The 17,005-nt window shown below is 56.3% G+C and carries 17 protein-coding genes; 11 read left to right on the plus strand and 6 right to left on the minus strand.

The annotated features are described in order from the left end of the window. Positions 1-6 precede the first annotated feature (6 nt). The 4 genes from yiiM to rhaS (HII27_RS27185) all read right to left on the minus strand — a co-directional run bounded on the left by yiiM (position 7) and on the right by rhaS (HII27_RS27185) (position 3,286). Entirely contained in the window at positions 7-741 is a 735-nt protein-coding gene (yiiM, locus tag HII27_RS15945) for a 6-hydroxyaminopurine reductase (protein ID WP_185668818.1), read from the minus strand. Positions 742-747: 6 nt separating this feature from the next. Then, positions 748-1,368: a superoxide dismutase [Mn] gene (gene sodA / locus HII27_RS15950; protein WP_035892347.1), complete on the minus strand. Its 621-nt coding sequence runs from the start codon at positions 1,366-1,368 to the stop codon at positions 748-750. A gap of 158 nt (positions 1,369-1,526) precedes the next feature. Next, the gene (gene rhaR / locus HII27_RS15955) at positions 1,527-2,378 is read right to left on the minus strand and encodes an HTH-type transcriptional activator RhaR (RefSeq protein ID WP_185668819.1); all 852 of its coding nucleotides are present in this window, start codon (positions 2,376-2,378) and stop codon (positions 1,527-1,529) included. A gap of 71 nt (positions 2,379-2,449) precedes the next feature. After that, on the minus strand, positions 2,450-3,286 hold the full coding sequence (gene rhaS / locus HII27_RS27185) for an HTH-type transcriptional activator RhaS (RefSeq protein WP_185668820.1): 837 nt from the start codon (positions 3,284-3,286) through the stop codon (positions 2,450-2,452). 292 nt (positions 3,287-3,578) lie between these two features. Here rhaS (HII27_RS27185) and rhaB point away from each other — a divergent pair, with 292 nt between their 5' ends. From rhaB to rhaM, 9 genes are all read left to right on the plus strand, one after another. Continuing rightward, complete coding sequence (gene rhaB, locus HII27_RS15965; RefSeq protein WP_185668821.1) at positions 3,579-5,048, plus strand: rhamnulokinase; 1,470 nt, start codon at positions 3,579-3,581, stop codon at positions 5,046-5,048. Beyond that, positions 5,045-6,304 (plus strand): L-rhamnose isomerase, encoded by a 1,260-nt coding sequence (gene rhaA, locus HII27_RS15970; protein WP_185668822.1) that lies wholly within the window; start codon positions 5,045-5,047, stop codon positions 6,302-6,304. Before rhaB ends, rhaA begins: the two co-directional genes overlap by 4 nt. Positions 6,305-6,429: 125 nt before the next feature. Then, complete coding sequence (rhaD, locus tag HII27_RS15975; RefSeq protein WP_185668823.1) at positions 6,430-7,260, plus strand: rhamnulose-1-phosphate aldolase; 831 nt, start codon at positions 6,430-6,432, stop codon at positions 7,258-7,260. Between the two features lie 89 nt (positions 7,261-7,349). After that, positions 7,350-8,336, plus strand: a complete 987-nt coding sequence (rhaS, locus tag HII27_RS15980; RefSeq protein WP_035892339.1) for a rhamnose ABC transporter substrate-binding protein — start codon at positions 7,350-7,352, stop codon at positions 8,334-8,336. 86 nt (positions 8,337-8,422) lie between these two features. Continuing rightward, complete coding sequence (locus HII27_RS15985) at positions 8,423-9,934, plus strand: sugar ABC transporter ATP-binding protein (protein ID WP_185668824.1); 1,512 nt, start codon at positions 8,423-8,425, stop codon at positions 9,932-9,934. Further along, entirely contained in the window at positions 9,935-10,939 is a 1,005-nt protein-coding gene (locus HII27_RS15990) for an ABC transporter permease (protein ID WP_185668825.1), read from the plus strand. After that, the gene (locus tag HII27_RS15995) at positions 10,936-11,940 is read left to right on the plus strand and encodes an ABC transporter permease (RefSeq protein WP_185668826.1); all 1,005 of its coding nucleotides are present in this window, start codon (positions 10,936-10,938) and stop codon (positions 11,938-11,940) included. The genes HII27_RS15990 and HII27_RS15995 overlap by 4 nt, the downstream gene beginning before the upstream one ends. A 70-nt stretch (positions 11,941-12,010) precedes the next feature. Then, the gene (fucO, locus tag HII27_RS16000; RefSeq protein WP_185668827.1) at positions 12,011-13,159 is read left to right on the plus strand and encodes a lactaldehyde reductase; all 1,149 of its coding nucleotides are present in this window, start codon (positions 12,011-12,013) and stop codon (positions 13,157-13,159) included. Further along, positions 13,156-13,470, plus strand: coding sequence for an L-rhamnose mutarotase (rhaM, locus tag HII27_RS16005; RefSeq protein ID WP_185668828.1), 315 nt, complete (start codon positions 13,156-13,158; stop codon positions 13,468-13,470). The genes fucO and rhaM overlap by 4 nt, the downstream gene beginning before the upstream one ends. 112 nt (positions 13,471-13,582) lie before the next feature. Here rhaM and HII27_RS16010 read toward each other — a convergent pair whose 3' ends face one another. After that, positions 13,583-14,977: a carbohydrate porin gene (locus HII27_RS16010; RefSeq protein WP_185668829.1), complete on the minus strand. Its 1,395-nt coding sequence runs from the start codon at positions 14,975-14,977 to the stop codon at positions 13,583-13,585. A gap of 356 nt (positions 14,978-15,333) precedes the next feature. Then, positions 15,334-15,882: a helix-turn-helix domain-containing protein gene (locus tag HII27_RS16015; protein ID WP_185668830.1), complete on the minus strand. Its 549-nt coding sequence runs from the start codon at positions 15,880-15,882 to the stop codon at positions 15,334-15,336. A 114-nt stretch (positions 15,883-15,996) separates the two neighbouring features. Between HII27_RS16015 and HII27_RS16020 the strand changes: the two genes are divergently transcribed. Beyond that, on the plus strand, positions 15,997-16,647 hold the full coding sequence (locus HII27_RS16020; protein ID WP_185668863.1) for an AzlC family ABC transporter permease: 651 nt from the start codon (positions 15,997-15,999) through the stop codon (positions 16,645-16,647). Further along, a complete protein-coding gene (locus HII27_RS16025) occupies positions 16,647-16,970 on the plus strand; it encodes an AzlD domain-containing protein (RefSeq protein WP_185668831.1) in 324 nt (107 codons plus the stop codon). The genes HII27_RS16020 and HII27_RS16025 overlap by 1 nt, the downstream gene beginning before the upstream one ends. The last annotated feature ends 35 nt before the right edge of the window (positions 16,971-17,005 follow it).

Here is a 17,005-nt window from a genome sequence, read left to right on the forward strand (position 1 = left end):
TATCGTCTAACCCCACAGTCTTCTGCTGTTATCTTCAATCTTGCCGCTCAGGCGACGCTTCTGCATGGTTCTGCTCCAGCTCACCGACAGCCCCGCCGCGCTCAGCAGGCGGTGATACTGGTCGTCATCAAACGGCATATGCCAGGCAATCGCGGCGGCGTCATACACCGAAACATCGCTCAAACGCGACACCAACTCCAGCGGAGCATCAGTAGAGACCTTACCCGGCGCAATCACCCGATACAGCCAGCCAACCTTGCCGCTGTTTTGCATCAACGATGCCATATCGCTGATAGCAAAGTGGAAATTGAGCTTAAAGCACGGAGAACGCGGCTGGGTAACCTGGATCAACGTCTCACCCCAGCGGTAAATATCACCGATAAAAACGTTGTGCTCGGTCATGCCTTCCGTCGACAGGTTTTCACCAAACGCCGGGGCACAAAACAGGGATGCCTGCTCGGGGAAATCACGAATCAGGTCGGCGTAATGTTCGCGGGGGAACTGACACAGCGCGCGGTCGGGGCCGCCGTGGATTTTTTTCTCGGCCTGTTCGTCACCTAACAGTCCCAGCTCGGTGAGTTCCAGTTCGCCATCCATCTGGACCTTCGCGATGGCGCTCGGGCGACTGCCGTCATAGTCGCGGATTTTGCCAATAAACACATCAACCGGAAAATGCATCTGCTGCTCCTTAGGCGGATACAAAAAAAGCGAGTCATCAGACTCGCTTCTACAGACCGGCAATGCAAATTATTTTTTAGCGGCGAAACGCGCTGCTGCTTCGTCCCAGTTCACCACGTTCCAGAACTCTTTGATGTAGTCCGGGCGGCGGTTCTGGAATTTCAGGTAGTAAGCGTGTTCCCAAACGTCCAGGCCCACAATTGGGAAACCGGAAGCGCCAGAAACGGCTTCACCCATCAGCGGGGAGTCCTGGTTTGCGGTAGAAACCACAGCCAGTTTGTCGCCTTTCAGCACCAGCCACGCCCAGCCGGAGCCGAAACGCGTTGCTGCTGCTTTTTCAAATTCAGCTTTGAAGTTATCAACGGAACCGAAATCACGCTCGATAGCCGCTTTCAGGTCACCCTGCAGGGTGGTGCCTTTTTTCAGGCCTTTCCAGAAGAAGCTGTGGTTAGCGTGGCCGCCCGCGTTGTTACGCAGAACGGTTTTCTTGTCAGCCGGCAGCTGGTCCAGTTTCGCGATCAGCTCTTCAGCGGACAGCGCAGCGAATTCCGGCAGGCTTTCCAGCGCTGCGTTAGCGTTGTTGACGTAGGCCTGGTGGTGTTTGCTGTGATGGATTTCCATCGTCTGTTTGTCGAAGTGCGGTTCCAGGGCATCGTACGCATAAGGCAGTGATGGCAGGGTATAGCTCATAATCATCTCCATTATTGTCGGGCGGCAAACCTGTAAACGCCGCGTAATCAGTTGGTTCATTATAGTTAATTAAATGATATTGAAAATGATTATCAATGCCGTAGTTTTTATAAGGTTATAACATTTTGTTATGTTCCTGATAACACGCGGCATTCAGGTTAATTGACGGGAATTCGGCTTTTATGCCGCCACTGTCCTGGCGTCATCCCAATTTCGCGGTTAAAGACCACCGAAAAGTAGTTACTGTCCTCAAAGCCGCAGCGCATCGCCACTTCGCCAATCAGCAGTTCGGTGTGCTGAAGCAGATATTGCGCGTGGCAAATCCGCAGTTGGCGCAGGTAGTGGTTAACGGTCATGCCGGTCTGGCTGCGGAACTGCTGGCGCAGGGTGCGCTCGCTGCAGCCCTGCTGCTCGCAGAAGGTATCAAGGACGAAAGGACGGTTCAGGCTGCCTGCGAGCACGGTCAGCAGTTTGTCGAGCAGCGCTTCGCTTTGCGTGGCCGCCTGGTTATCGGTGGCATAGCGATAGCGCTTGAGGCAGACCACCAGCTGGGCAAACAGCAGTTCAGACATCTCGTTGGCTAACGCGTCGTCTTTGCGGCTCTCCTGCTCCAGTTGAGTCATTATCTGCCGCGCCTGCGTCATGCCGGTGCTACCTATCCGCCAGTGCGGCGCCCAGTGGGAACCGTGCAGCCCGGGAATATGGGCCACCCAATCAAGGTTGAGCTTTAAGCGTTCAGGGCAGTAGATAATATTCTGTAAAACCAGATCGTTAACCGAAGCATAGGAGTGTTTGTCTTCCGCGCGGATATAAAACAGATCGCCGCGGGTGATGCGGTAAGGACGGTCGTTGAGGATGTGTAAGCCGTTGCCGCGCCAGACCAGCACCAGCTCGTTAAACTCGTGGGTATGCTCAGCAAAGACGTTTTGCGGGTAGCGGTCAGCCACCGCCACGGCTTGCGTCGGATTGGCAAAAAAATCCGCTTTTCGAAGAACTAACTGGCCTGGCACGCTGGCACCTCACGACTAACAACTCTCTATTATTAGCCGTTTTGAGGCAAAAAACGGTGATTCCCTTCGCGTTACTGAAGCAGGGTGTCCCGCCCCTGGCGAATATCGCGCGGCGACCAGTTAAATTCGCGGCGGAACAGGGTCGAAAAGTGGTTACTGTCGCCAAAACCGCAGCGATAGGCGATATCGGTAACGCTCTCATCGCTGTGGCGCAGCAGATGGCGGGCTTTAATCAGGCGCAGGCGGTTAAGATAGCGCTGCGGCGTCAGGCCGGTACAGTGCTTCAGCTGGCGGTGCAGCGTGCGCAGAGACAACGAGAATCGGTCCGCCACCCCTTCCCAGCACACCTCTTCGGCGAAATGCTCTTCCAGCCACGCCATCAGCTGATTCAGACGGGCGTCGTTATCCATCGCCCCCTGTTCCTGGCTGCCTTTACGCAGCAGCACCAGCAGCTGCATAAACAGAATTTCACGGTTCGCCAGCGACATCATATCGGTGCTGTCATTCGCCTCTTCCATCTGCCCGACAATCGTTCTCACCTGCTGCAAGGTGTTCTGGTTTACGCGCCAATGGGAAGGATAGTGACCATCCTGCTCCTGCGGCAGCAGCTTATTAAGACCTGACAAGAACTGGAAAGCATCCGGCGCGCGGTACAGCACGTTGGTCAGACACAGGTTTTCCGTGTGCTCATAGAGGTGCCGGTCGAAGTCACGGACGAAGCAAACCGTGCCACCGCAAATGGTATGCGGCTGACCATTGAACACGTGAATACCTGTGCCATGTTCAACGATAACAATCTCATTAAAATCATGATGATGCTCAGGAAATGCCGCCTGAGGAAGTCGAGGTTCAATCGCCACGGGCAGCTTACCTGAAGAGAAGAAATCCACGCTGTGTAGTACGGTCATCGCGACCCCCGACAAATGAGAAATGTTATCAGGATAGTAATATCGGATGAGGGATCTGACCTTGACGTTTTGACAGCAAACCGCGCAAAGCCGGTCGTTTTTTCAAGAAACAGCCGGAAAGATCGGGAAATGCGGTCAGCATCACACCCCCTCATCGGCGGAATTTGTGAACTCTCTCACGTTCACCTTTGCTTTCTTGCCAGCGCCGAATTTCGCCTGTCAGTAACGAGAAGGTTGTGGCATTGCGCTTTTTCTAGACTGTTTCGCAATGACTCATAGAAGGACTCTTGCCATGACTTTTCGCCATTGTGTGGCCGTCGATTTAGGCGCCTCCAGCGGACGCGTAATGCTGGCGCGCTTTGATGCCAAACAGCGTTCGCTTTCACTGCGCGAAATCCACCGTTTCGTGAACAGCCTGCATAAGCAGGAAGGTTTTGATACCTGGGATATCGACGCGCTGGAAGCCGAAATCCGCATCGGCCTCAACAAGGTGTGCGATGAAGGCATTTTGATAGACAGCATCGGCATCGACACCTGGGGCGTGGACTACGTCCTGCTGGATAAACACGGGCAGCGCGTTGGCCTGCCGGTGGCCTATCGCGATAGTCGAACCGACGGCGTCATGGCCATGGCAATGGAACAGTTGGGTAAAAGTGAGATCTATCGTCGCAGCGGCATTCAGTTCCTGCCGTTCAACACGCTTTATCAGCTGCGCGCGCTGGTTGAACAGCAGCCAGAACTGGTGAGCCAGGCCGCTCACGCCCTGCTGATCCCGGATTACCTCAGCTTCCGCCTGACCGGCAAGATGAACTGGGAATACACCAACGCCACCACCACGCAGTTGGTCAATATCAATAGCGATAACTGGGATGAAGACCTGCTGAACTGGACCGGTGCACCGTCGTCCTGGTTTGGTACGCCGACGCATCCCGGCAACGTGATCGGCCGCTGGGTCTGCCCGCAGGGTAATGATATTCCGGTGGTTGCCGTTGCCAGCCACGACACCGCCAGCGCCGTCATCGCTTCACCGCTGGCTGACCGCGATGCCGCTTATCTCTCTTCCGGTACCTGGTCGCTGATGGGCTTTGAGAGCAAAACGCCGTACACCAGCGAGCAGGCGCAGCGCGCCAACATCACCAACGAAGGCGGCGCGGAAGGGCGCTACCGGGTGCTGAAAAATATCATGGGCCTGTGGCTGCTGCAGCGGGTGCTGAAAGAGCAGAACATCGGCAGCCTGCCAGATCTCATTGCCGGAGCGGAGAAGCTACCGGCTTGCCGCTACCTGATTAACCCGAACGATGACCGCTTCATCAACCCGGAAAACATGAGCGCCGAGATTCAGGCTGCCTGCCGCGAAGCCGCGCTGCCCGTTCCCCATGCCCCAGCCGAGCTGGCGCGCTGCATCTTCGACAGCCTGGCGCTGCTGTACGCCGACGTGCTCAACGAGCTGGCGCTGCTGCGCGGTAAACCATTCAGCCAGCTGCACATTGTTGGTGGCGGTTGCCAGAACCAGATGCTGAACCAGCTGTGCGCCGATGCCTGCGGCATCACCGTGGTCGCCGGGCCGATTGAAGCTTCAACCCTCGGCAACATCGGCATCCAATTAATGACGCTGGACGAACTCACCAACGTCGACGATTTCCGCAAGGTGGTGACCGGCAACTACGGCCTCACCACGTTTACCCCGAATTCAGACCATGAAATTGCCCGCTACGTTGCGCAGTTTCAGCAACAACGACAGACAAAGGAGCTTTGCGCATGACCACTCAACTTGAACAAGCCTGGGAACTCGCGAAACAGCGCTATTCCGCTGTGGGTATCGATGTCGAAGAGGCGTTACGCCAGCTGGACCGCTTACCCGTATCCATGCACTGCTGGCAGGGCGATGACGTCGCGGGTTTTGAAAATCCAGAAGGCAGCTTGACGGGTGGTATTCAGGCGACCGGTAACTATCCGGGCAAAGCGCGTAACGCCACCGAGCTGCGCGCCGACCTGGAGCAGGCACTGAGCCTGATCCCTGGGCCAAAGCGCCTGAACCTGCACGCTATCTATCTGGAGTCTGACACCCCGGTGGCGCGCGACGAGATCAAACCTGAGCACTTCAAAAACTGGGTTGAGTGGGCGAAAAAACACAAGCTGGGCCTCGATTTTAACCCGTCCTGCTTCTCACATCCGCTGAGCGCCGACGGCTTTACGCTGTCTCACGCCGACCCGAAAATTCGCCAGTTCTGGATTGATCACTGCAAGGCCAGCCGCCGCGTTTCCGCCTACTTTGGCGAACAGCTGGGTACGCCTTCGGTGATGAACATCTGGATCCCAGACGGCATGAAAGACGTGACCGTTGACCGTTTGGCGCCGCGCCAGCGTCTGGCGGCCGCGCTGGATGAAGTCATCAGTGAAAAACTGGATCCGGCGCATCACATTGATGCCGTCGAAAGCAAGCTGTTCGGCATCGGCGCTGAGAGCTACACCGTCGGCTCTAACGAGTTCTATATGGGCTACGCCACCAGCCGCCAGACCGCACTGTGCCTGGATGCCGGTCACTTCCACCCAACGGAAGTTATCTCCGACAAAATCTCCGCCGCCATGCTGTACGTGCCTCGTCTGCTGCTGCACGTGAGCCGCCCAGTACGTTGGGACAGCGACCACGTGGTGCTGCTGGACGACGAAACCCAGGCCATCGCGAGCGAAATCATCCGCCACGACCTGTTTGACCGCGTGCACATCGGCCTCGATTTCTTCGACGCCTCCATCAACCGCATCGCAGCATGGGTTATTGGTACTCGCAACATGAAGAAAGCCCTGCTGCGCGCGCTGCTGGAACCAACCGAACAGCTGCGTCAGCTGGAAGTTGACGGTGACTACACCGCGCGTCTGGCGCTGCTGGAAGAGCAGAAGTGCCTGCCGTGGCAGGCGGTATGGGAAATGTACTGCCAGCGCAACGATACCCCGGCGGGCAGCCAGTGGCTGGAGAGCGTGCGCAGCTACGAGAAAGAGATTCTGAACCAGCGTGGGTGATTGACCCTCACCCCGCCCCTCTTCCTGAAAGGGAGAGGGCAAAAACCGAACCGTTCCCTCGCCCCTTAGGGGAGAGGGCTAGGGTGAGGGGAAACACCTCACCGAGACAACAGGACAACAAGACTATGCAGACCATTACCGATTCCTGGTTCGTCCAGGGCATGATTAAAGCCACCTCTGACGCCTGGTTAAAAGGCTGGGACGAACGCAACGGCGGCAACCTGACGCTGCGTCTGGACGATGCGGATATCACGCCTTTCACCGCCGATTTCCACGCCAAACCGCGCTATATCGCCCTGAGCCAGCCGATGCCAATGCTGGCGAACACGCCGTTTATCGTCACCGGTTCCGGTAAATTCTTCCGCAACGTCCAGCTCGACCCCGCCGCCAACCTCGGCGTAGTGAAGGTCGATAGCGACGGTGCGGGCTACCATATTTTGTGGGGGCTGACTCACGAAGCCGTACCAACCTCCGAACTGCCAGCGCATTTCCTGTCACACTGCGAACGTATCAAACTGACCGGTGGTAAAGACCGCGTCATCATGCACTGCCACGCGACTAACCTGATCGCGCTGACCTACGTACTGGAAAACGACACCGCGCTGATTACCCGCAAACTGTGGGAAGGCAGCACCGAGTGTCTGGTGGTCTTCCCGGACGGCGTTGGCATTCTGCCGTGGATGGTGCCGGGTACCGATGAAATCGGCCAGGCGACCGCCGTCGAAATGCAGAAGCACTCTCTGGTGCTGTGGCCGTTCCACGGCGTCTTCGGCAGCGGCCCAACGCTCGATGAAGCCTTTGGTCTGATCGATACCGCCGAAAAATCCGCAGAAGTGCTGGTGAAGGTCTACTCGATGGGCGGCATGAAGCAGACCATCACCCAGCAAGAACTGATTGCCCTCGGCCAGCGCTTTGGCGTCACCCCGATGGCCAGCGCATTAAATCTGTACAAGTAAGAACATCGCATAACCCCTGCGGGCAACGATCCGCAGGGGAAACTCTGTTACCTGCAAACCAACTAACTCAAAACCGTGGAGTACAAGCAATGAAAATAAAAGCAAGCTTCATCCTCACCGTTGCCGCCCTGGCGTTGTCCGGTTCCGCTTTAGCTGAAGTGAAAATTGCCCTTGTGGCGAAGTCATTAGGCAATGGCTTCTTCGAAGCCGCGAACGTTGGCGCACAGGAGGCGGCCAAAGAGTTAGGCGATGTTAAAGTCATTTATACCGGCCCTACCACTACCACCGCTGAAGCGCAGATCGAAGTGCTCAACGGGTTGATCGCCCAGGGCGTCGATGCGATCGCTATTTCCGCCAACGATCCTGATGCGGTAGTGCCGGTGCTGAAAAAAGCCATGCAGCGCGGCATTAAGGTCGTGTCATGGGATTCCGGCGTTGCCGCCGGTGGCCGTCAGATTCACCTGAACCCTTCGAACAACCAGCTGATTGGCGAAACCAACGTGAAGCTCGCCGCCGATGCGCTGAAAGCGCTGAACGTCGAGAAAGGCGACGTCGCCATTCTGAGCGCGACCCCCACCTCCACCAACCAGAATATCTGGATTGGCGAGATGAAAAAGGTGCTGCCGAACTATCCGTCCATCAACCTGGTGACCGTGGCCTACGGCGACGACCTGTCGGATAAGAGCTACCGCGAAGCGGTTGGGCTGCTGAAGTCTTACCCAGACCTGAAAGTGATTGTCTCCCCTTCCTCCGTCGGTATCGTCGCGGCGGCGCAGGCGGTGAAGGATCAAGGCAAAATTGGCAAGGTTTACGTCACCGGGCTGGGACTGCCGTCTGAAATGGCCGGCGCCATTAAGTCCGGCGCGAGCAAAAGCTTCGCCATCTGGAACCCAATCGACCTGGGCTATGCCGCCACCTACCTCGCCGATGACCTGGTAAAAGGTACGGCAACCAAAACCGAAGCCAGCATGGGTAAACTGGGCAAAGTGAAGCTCGATGCTGACGGTAATGGCGCGATGTCCGAGCCGTTCGTCTACGATGCCAGCAATATTGATAAGTTCTCGAAGATTTTCTAATCCTTTGACCCTCACCCCGCCCCTCTCCCTAAATGGGAGAGGGAGAAAAGCAGGCGGCAGTGAGGGGAATGCTCCGGAGAACTATCATGACCGCATCGACTCCGCTATTGCAGCTTAAGGGGATCACCAAGGTCTTCCCCGGCGTGCGCGCGCTTGAAAACGTGCAGCTCGATCTCTGGCCCGGCAAGGTCACCGCGTTAATCGGTGAAAACGGCGCGGGCAAGTCCACACTGGTCAAAGTAATGACCGGCATCTATCAGCCCGAAGAGGGCGAGATTCTCTACAAAGCCATTCCAATAACCCTGCCCACGCCGGACTCCGCGCACCGGGTGGGGATCACCGCGATTCATCAGGAAACCGTTCTGTTCGATGAGCTCTCGGTCAGCGAAAATATTTTTGTCGGCCAGTACCTCTATAAAGGCTGGCTGAAAAAGCTCGACTGGCCCGCCATGCACCAGAAAGCGCGGGAAATTCTCACCCGCCTCGATGTGCAGATTGACCCACGCGCCACCCTAAAAACCCTCAGTATCGCCCAGCGCCACATGGTGGCCATTGCGCGCGCGCTGTCGTTTGAAGCGCAGGTAGTGATCCTCGATGAACCCACCGCCGCCCTCTCCCAGCACGAGATTCTGGAGTTTTATCAAATCGTTGAGCGCTTGAAGCTGGAAGGCAAAGCTATTCTGTTTATCTCGCACAAGTTTGATGAAATTTTTGAGCTCACCGATCACTACACCATTTTGCGCGACGGCGTGTACGTGGGCTCCGGCGCAATCAATGAGATAACCGAAGAGCGAATGGTCGCCATGATGGTGGGCCGTGCGATCACGCAAACCTATCCGAAAGTGGCGTGCGAAAAAGGCAATGTGGTGCTGGAGGTAAAAGACCTCTGCCATCCGACCGAATTTGCCCATATCGACTTCACCCTGCGCAAAGGCGAAATCCTCGGCTTCTATGGCCTGGTCGGCGCCGGGCGAACCGAGCTAATGCAGGCGCTTTCTGGCGTATCACATCCTTCCTCCGGCGAGATTATCCTGAACGGCAAGACGGTGCATTTTCGCCAGCCAGCCGATGCCATCAACGCTGGGATCGTCTGCGTGCCGGAAGAGCGGCAGAAACAGGGGGCAATTATTGAACTGCCGATTGCCCAGAACATCAGCCTGCCGCAGCTTAGCAAACTCAACCCACGCGGCGTGCTCAACGACGCCCGCGAATGGCAGTTGGCCGACGAGTACGCCCGTCGCCTGCAGGTGAAAGCCTTTAGCTGGCGACAGTCGGTAGAGACGCTCTCCGGCGGTAACCAGCAGAAGGTGGTGATCGGCAAATGGCTGGCGACCCACCCGGACGTGATCATTCTTGATGAGCCCACCAAAGGTATCGATATCGGTTCAAAAGCCGCGGTGCACCAGTTTATGTCCGAGCTGGTTGCCCAGGGGCTGGCGGTGATTATGGTCTCGTCAGAGCTGCCGGAAGTGATGGGTATGGCCGACCGTATCATCGTGATGCATGAAGGACTGATGGTCGCGGAATATCAGGCCGGTGAAGCTACCGCTGAGACCATCGTCAGCGCCGCCAGCGGTGCCGGGAAGGAGGCAGCATAAATGTGGCAATCCTTATTTAAACACCGCGAAGCGCTGCTCGCGGCGGTGATTATTTTGATGATCGGTGCCATCGGCAGCCGCGTGCCGTCGTTCGTTTCGCCGGGCAACCTGGTAGAAATGTTCAACGATACCGCCATCTTAATCATCCTCGCGCTGGGGCAGATGATGGTGCTGCTGACCAAAGGCATCGACCTGTCGATGGCCGCCAATCTGGCGCTCACCGGGATGATCGTGGCGCTGCTTAACTTCCACTACCCGGCCGTGCCGGTCTGGGCGCTGCTGCTGCTGGCGACGGTGCTGGGGCTGGTCATGGGGATGATTAACGGCCTGCTGGTCTGGAAGCTGGGGATCCCGGCGATTGTGGTGACGCTTGGCACCATGAGCATCTACCGCGGCATTATCTTCCTGCTCTCTGACGGCGGCTGGGTTAACTCACACCAGATGAGCCCCGATTTCCTCGGCCTGCCGCGCGCCTCGCTGCTGGGCCTGCCGGTATTGAGCTGGTTTGCCGTCGCCGCGCTGCTGCTGGTCGGCTACTTCCTGCGCTTTAGCCGTACCGGGCGCGCGCTCTACACCGCCGGAGGTAACGCCACCGCGGCCTACTACACCGGGATCAACGCCGGAAAAATGCAGTTCGTCAGCTTCTGCCTCTCTGGCGCGCTGGCCGGATTCTGCGGCTATTTGTGGATCTCGCGCTTTGCCGTGGCCTACGTCGACGTGGCGAACGGCTTTGAGCTACAGGTTGTCGCAGCCTGCGTCATCGGTGGTATCAGCACCATGGGCGGCACCGGACGCGTCGTCGGCTGCCTGTGCGGCGCACTGTTCCTCGGCATCATCAACAACGCCCTGCCGGTAATCGGCATTTCGCCGTTCTGGCAGATGGCCATTTCCGGCGCGGTCATTGTGATTGCCGTCCTGCTGAACGAACGCGGCAATAAACGCAAAAGACGGCTTATCCTGCGCGATGCCGCGCTGGCCCGACAGAAACAGGCGGTGCGCTCATGAGCAAAATAATGATGCCGGACGAGATAAAAGCGGAAGTCGCCGCGCCGTCGTTCTTCCAGCGACTGCTGTGCTGGGAAGGCTTTTTACTGGCGGTAACGCTGCTGGTGTTTGTCGGCAACGCGCTGGCTTCGCCCTACTTCCTCAACATCTGGAACCTGTCGGACGCCACCTTCAACTTCACCGAGAAGGCGATCATCGTGCTGCCGATGGCGATGCTGATTATCGCCCGGGAGATTGATCTGTCGGTGGCATCGACCATTGCCCTGAGCTCGACGCTGATGGGTTTCTGCGCCGCCGCAGGAATGGATACGCCGCTGCTGGTCTGCGTTGGGTTAGGGGTCGGTCTGCTGTGCGGGCTGTTTAACGGCCTGCTGGTGATGCGCTTTAACCTCTCGTCGATTGTTATCACCATCGGCACGATGAGCCTGTATCGCGGCATTACCTACATTCTGCTCGGTGACCAGGCACTGAATAAATACCCGGAGAGCTTCGCCTGGTTCGGCCAGGGCTACGTATGGGGCGCGCTGTCGTTTGAGTTCGCGCTGTTTATCGTGCTCGCGGCAGCATTTGCCTTCCTGCTGCACAAAACCAACTTCGGTCGCCGTACCTATGCCATCGGTAATAACCCCACCGGCGCATGGTATTCGGGGATTAACGTCAAGCGTCACAACCTGCTGCTGTTCGCACTGGTAGGGTTGATGTCTGGCCTGGCGGCGGTACTACTGACCTCGCGCCTCGGCAGTACTCGCCCAACGATTGCGATGGGCTGGGAGCTGGCGGTAGTCACCATGGCGGTGCTCGGCGGCGTCAACATTCTTGGCGGCTCCGGCAGCATGGTCGGCGTGATTATTGCGGCCTTCCTGATGGGGCTGGTCACCTTCGGGCTCAGCCTGCTTAACGTCCCCGGCATCGTGATGTCCATCATCATCGGCGCGATGCTGATTGTGGTGATTTCACTGCCGATTATCGCCCGCCGGGTGATGCAGCGACGACGCATTTAAATTTTCCCCTCACCCCACTGGATGAGGGGAACCCAGGATTTCATAAGTTAGGTATTTAAGGAGAAACACCATGAGCTTTATGTTAGCACTGCCAAAAATCAGCCTGCACGGTGCAGGCGCCATTGGGGATATGGTCAACCTGGTTGCCGGTAAGCAATGGGGCAAAGCGCTGATCGTCACCGACGGCCAACTGGTGAAAATGGGCCTGCTGGATAGCCTGTTCGCCGCGTTGGACGCACATAAAATGTCTTATCACCTGTTCGACGAGGTTTTCCCGAACCCAACGGAAGAACTGGTGCAACAAGGCTACGCGGCCTATCAGGCTAATCAGTGTGACTACATTATTGCCTTCGGCGGCGGCAGCCCGATTGATACCGCGAAAGCGATTAAAATCCTGACCGCTAACCCGGCCCCATCCACCGCATACTCCGGCGTGGGCAAAGTACTGAACGCTGGCGTGCATCTGGTGGCGATCAACACCACCGCCGGTACCGCAGCGGAGATGACCAGCAACGCGGTCATTATCGACACCGCGCGTCAGGTCAAAGAGGTGATTATCGACTCGAACATCATCCCGGATATCGCCGTGGACGACGCCAGCGTGATGCTCGATATTCCCGCTTCCGTAACCGCCGCCACCGGTATGGATGCGCTGACCCATGCGGTAGAAGCCTATGTATCCGTCGGCGCACACCCATTAACCGATGCCAACGCGCTCGAAGCCATTCGTCTTATCACCCTGTGGCTGCCGAAAGCCGTGGACGATGGTCATAACCTGGAAGCCCGCGAGCAGATGGCGTTTGGTCAGTATCTGGCAGGCATGGCGTTTAACAGCGCCGGTCTGGGACTGGTACACGCGCTGGCGCACCAACCGGGGGCCACGCACAACCTGCCGCACGGCGTGTGCAACGCCATCCTGCTGCCGATCATCGAAAACTTTAACCGCCCGAACGCCGTGGCACGCTTTGCCCGCGTGGCGCAGGCGATGGGCGTGGACACCCGCAGCATGAGCGACGAAGTGGCGAGCATGGAGGCAATCAACGCCATCCGTAAGCTGAGTGCGCGCGTGGGCATTCCTGAAGGGTTCAGCAAGCTCGGCGTGACCAAAGCCGATATCGAAGGCTGGCTGGATAAAGCGCTGGCCGACCCGTGCGCGCCATGCAACCCGCGTACCGCCAGCCGCGATGAAGTGCGTGAGCTGTACCTGGAGGCATTATGATCCGCAAAGCCTTTGTGATGCAGGTGAACGCCAACGCACACGAAGAGTACCAACGCCGCCACAGCCCAATCTGGCCGGAGCTGGAAGCGGTGCTAAAAGCACATGGCGCGCACCATTACGCGATTTATCTCGATAAAGAACGTAACCTGCTGTTCGCCACCGTGGAAATTGAGTCCGAAGAGCGCTGGAACGCGGTGGCAAACACCGACGTTTGCCAGCGTTGGTGGAAGCACATGACCGACGTGATGCCGTCCAATCCGGATAACAGCCCGGTTAGCGCCGAGTTGAAAGAAGTGTTTTACCTGGCGTAAAGTCCTACAAAATCCACATAGTAGCCCGGCCGAGCGTAGCGACGCCGGGGTTTCACACCGAGCCTCCCCGGGTTACAGAAAAAGGCCTCCGTTTACGGAGGCCTTCATTTTTTTAGAAGAAGTATTTAAAGCGAACGCGCGCACCGTAGCGATCGTCAGAACCATCGCCGTTGTAACCGTCGCCATCGCTGTTCAGGATGGAGTAGTAAGCGCCAAGATAGATATTAAAGTTCTGCATATCCATCACGTTAGCAAACTGGTAGGACGCATGAATGGTGTGGATATCGTAGGTGCCTTCATCGTTGATCCAGCAGTCTTTGTCGCAGACCACACCGGAAAAATCGTCAATCTTGTTATGCGCGTAGATATAGCCCAGCTCGAAACGCTTCCACAGCACGTTCGCCGCTGCGGTAAAGTCTTGTTCGTTGTTCGCATCCAGATAAGCCGTATTGAGGTTAACCACCACGCCATTATCCGGATCGCTCTTCAGGCCGTTCCACGTCATGGTCATACCGTAACCGGTGCGGTCAGACTGGTCGACAAACTCGCCTTTCTTATTGGTATAGCCGTACGCATTGTTGACGACGTTGCTTTCCATCGCCGCCGACACCGTAAACTCATCCGTTGGCGACCAGGCGATAATCGGGCGCAGATAGGCCACGTTCTTCTGCTGTTCCAGGCTACGACCATGGTAATCGCCATCGTTGTAGAGCGAGGTACCGTCTTCCAGCAGGGTGTTTAATTCGAAATACCAGTTATCTATCTGCTTGCTCATCAGGAAGCTGCCGCCGGAATCAGAACGACCGCGACCTTCTTTCATCATATAGATATAGCCGCTGCCGTCATCGTAGAGGTCGTTAGCGGTATTACCCGAGTGCTCAACAAACGTATCCTGATTTAATGGGAACATATCATAGGCTTCAAAACGACCCACTTTAATTTTCCAGTCATCTTCTTTACCAAAGAAGAACGCCGCATCATCAATATTCACCGTCCCGGAAAGATCGCCCAGCGGCTGCGCGGAGAAACCGGCAAAGTAGCCGTTATTCAGCTTACGCATACCGTCAAATCCCAGCAGAATGCGTCCGTTGACGTCCCATTTCTCATTGCTCGGATCGCCGTCGTAGTTGGGGTTGGTCATGGCGAGTAAGCCGTGCTTACTTTCCGCATCCATATTAAATTCTACGTCGCCGTAAATTTTCAGATCGCCGTAGCCGGAAAGAATAAGATTAGGTTTATTGGCATTGATGTGAGTCTCTTCGGCCGAAGCCTGACCGTTCACCGGCGTATTGCCCTGTGCAGCCTTAATCTCGTTGATTTCAGCAGCCTGCTGAACGCGCAGCGTTTCAACCTGCTGTTCTGCTTTTGCTGCGCGATTCTCTGCTGCTTCCAGACGTGATTCTAACTGCGCCAGCCTTTGCTCTAACGTCATGTTCGTTGTTTTCGCAAAACCGGTATTGGCCACCAGCAATAATCCTATTGCCAGCGAGAGCGTCGATTTCTTCATTATTTGCTTTCCTTGAAATAAAGAATATCCCGAAAAATCAAAATACGATTTTTGGTGTTTTATAACGACCATGAATGTATTTTTATTATTCATTTGTCGGTAGAAATCGCCAGTTACGTACGGACACATTTCATAACAAGCACCAAAGACACTAGCTAATATATTTTAGCCGGTAAACATCTCTAATTTTAAGATCGTGAGCGAGGTAACACGGTAGAGAAAGAAAAGAGAAGGGTGAGCAATATATATAATTAGGAATTATTACGGTAAATAAACAATAAAATTATAATATTAGCTTTGGGATATAAATATAAAAATACGCGCAGTAATTAATATATCACTGCGCGCCTCTACGATCAGTTCTGCTCGGCGACCAGAATCGCCAGCGTATCTGGCTCTAGCGCTTTAAAAAGATGCGGTTCGTCGGCGGGATAGCAGATGTAATCACCGGCATTCAACTCTTCCGGCGCGGCGGTCAGGCCAACCAGCGCTCGCCCCTGCGTCACAATAATATGTTCGATAGAACCCGGTGGATGCGGATGTGAAATACGGTCTGCGCCCGGCTGCGTGGTCAGCAGATAAATATCGCGACGCGCCCCCGGCGGGCAGGTAGCAAGCAGCGTAGCCTGATAGTTGGCCTGCTCGGCAATAACCTTCGTTCCCTCTCCCCGGCGGATCACCTGGGTTTTATTGGGCTGTGGCTCAAGCAGGCGCGCAAAAGGGATGTCCAGCGCGACGCAGAGCGCCCATAGGGTTTCCAGGCTAGGATTACCGTTCCCGGCCTCAAGCTGGGAAAGCGTCGATTTGGCAATACCGGCACGACGTGCGATTTCGGCCAGAGATAATCCGGTCCTCGCTCGCTCACGCACCAGGCTTTTGGCAATCACGCTGATTGGCTGTGTCATACACAACTCCATCGTTTTATATATCGAACGAAATGTTCATCTTGAACTACCACACTGATTCGTTCATTATAATGGATATATCGTTCGATATGGTAAATTTAGATGTCATTAAAAATGTTCTCCTGCCTGAAAGGCAGCACGATTAAGGCGATTTTCCTCGTCTGTCTGGCGGTCGGCGTGGTCGGCGTCTCTTATGGTTCACTGGCAATGGCGTACGGCTTTCCGCTGTGGGTGCCGCTGCTGCTCTCGGTTTCGGTCCTCGCGGGCGCGTCAGAGTTTATGTTTATCGGCATCGTCGCCAGCGGCGGTAACCCGTTAGCAGCGGCAGCAGCCGGTCTGTTAGTCAATGCCCGCCATATTCCTTTCGGCGTGACGGTGCGTGACCTGGTCGGCAAGCGCGCCGCTAGCTTTATTGGCTGCCATATCATGAATGACGAGAGCGTGGTCTTTGGCCTGTCGCAGCCTACACCCGAGCAGCGTAAGGCTGCCTTCTGGCTCTGCGGGGCTGGCGTCGCCATTTTCTGGCCGCTCGGCGCGCTGTTTGGCGCAGCAGTAGGGCGATTACTCCCAGCCCCGGAAACCATCGGGCTGGATGCTGTTTTCCCGGCCATTCTGTTGGCGCTGGTGATCCCGGCCTTTAAAAACCGTACCACGCTGATTCGTGCCTGCAGCGGCGCGGCGCTGTCGCTTGCCGCCGTACCGTTCGCGCCGGTTGGATTACCGGTTCTGCTTTCCCTGTTTGGCCTGCTGGCGAGGAAAAAATAATGGGTAACATGACGCTGTTTATCGCCGGGATCGTCATTCTTTCGCTGGGAACCTATCTGATGCGTCTCGGCGGCGCAAAGCTCGGCAATCGTCTGGCCTTTTCGGAACGCTCTCAGGCACTGCTTTCCGATGCCGCCACGGTACTGCTCTTTTCCGTCGCGCTGGCGACCACGTTCTATGAGGGTGAGCATTTCTCCGGTGCGGCGCGCGTGCTGGGGGTAGGTTTTGCCGTGTTTCTGGCCTGGCGCAAAGCGCCGCTTATCATAGTGATTATTGCCGCTGCGGTGGCGACCGCGCTGCTGCGTCTGGCGGGTATAAACTAAAAAAGCGCCCCAAGGGCGCTCTTTCGACAGTAACT

It is taken from the genome of Kluyvera sichuanensis, from assembly GCF_014218705.1.
Lineage (GTDB): Bacteria > Pseudomonadota > Gammaproteobacteria > Enterobacterales > Enterobacteriaceae > Kluyvera > Kluyvera sichuanensis.

Excerpts from the sequence above, each read along its gene's own strand:
- rhaB (WP_185668821.1), top strand. The coding sequence starts at position 3,579 with ATGACTTTTCGCCATTGTGTGGCCGTCGATTTAGGCGCCTCCAGCGGA.
- HII27_RS16015 (WP_185668830.1), bottom strand. The coding sequence starts at position 15,882 with ATGACACAGCCAATCAGCGTGATTGCCAAAAGCCTGGTGCGTGAGCGA.
- HII27_RS15985 (WP_185668824.1), top strand. The coding sequence starts at position 8,423 with ATGACCGCATCGACTCCGCTATTGCAGCTTAAGGGGATCACCAAGGTC.
- rhaS (WP_035892339.1), top strand. The coding sequence starts at position 7,350 with ATGAAAATAAAAGCAAGCTTCATCCTCACCGTTGCCGCCCTGGCGTTG.
- HII27_RS15990 (WP_185668825.1), top strand. The coding sequence starts at position 9,935 with ATGTGGCAATCCTTATTTAAACACCGCGAAGCGCTGCTCGCGGCGGTG.
- HII27_RS15995 (WP_185668826.1), top strand. The coding sequence starts at position 10,936 with ATGAGCAAAATAATGATGCCGGACGAGATAAAAGCGGAAGTCGCCGCG.
- HII27_RS16010 (WP_185668829.1), bottom strand. The coding sequence starts at position 14,977 with ATGAAGAAATCGACGCTCTCGCTGGCAATAGGATTATTGCTGGTGGCC.
- rhaS (WP_185668820.1), bottom strand. The coding sequence starts at position 3,286 with ATGACCGTACTACACAGCGTGGATTTCTTCTCTTCAGGTAAGCTGCCC.
- rhaA (WP_185668822.1), top strand. The coding sequence starts at position 5,045 with ATGACCACTCAACTTGAACAAGCCTGGGAACTCGCGAAACAGCGCTAT.
- HII27_RS16020 (WP_185668863.1), top strand. The coding sequence starts at position 15,997 with ATGTTCTCCTGCCTGAAAGGCAGCACGATTAAGGCGATTTTCCTCGTC.
- rhaD (WP_185668823.1), top strand. The coding sequence starts at position 6,430 with ATGCAGACCATTACCGATTCCTGGTTCGTCCAGGGCATGATTAAAGCC.
- rhaM (WP_185668828.1), top strand. The coding sequence starts at position 13,156 with ATGATCCGCAAAGCCTTTGTGATGCAGGTGAACGCCAACGCACACGAA.
- fucO (WP_185668827.1), top strand. The coding sequence starts at position 12,011 with ATGAGCTTTATGTTAGCACTGCCAAAAATCAGCCTGCACGGTGCAGGC.
- sodA (WP_035892347.1), bottom strand. The coding sequence starts at position 1,368 with ATGAGCTATACCCTGCCATCACTGCCTTATGCGTACGATGCCCTGGAA.
- HII27_RS16025 (WP_185668831.1), top strand. The coding sequence starts at position 16,647 with ATGGGTAACATGACGCTGTTTATCGCCGGGATCGTCATTCTTTCGCTG.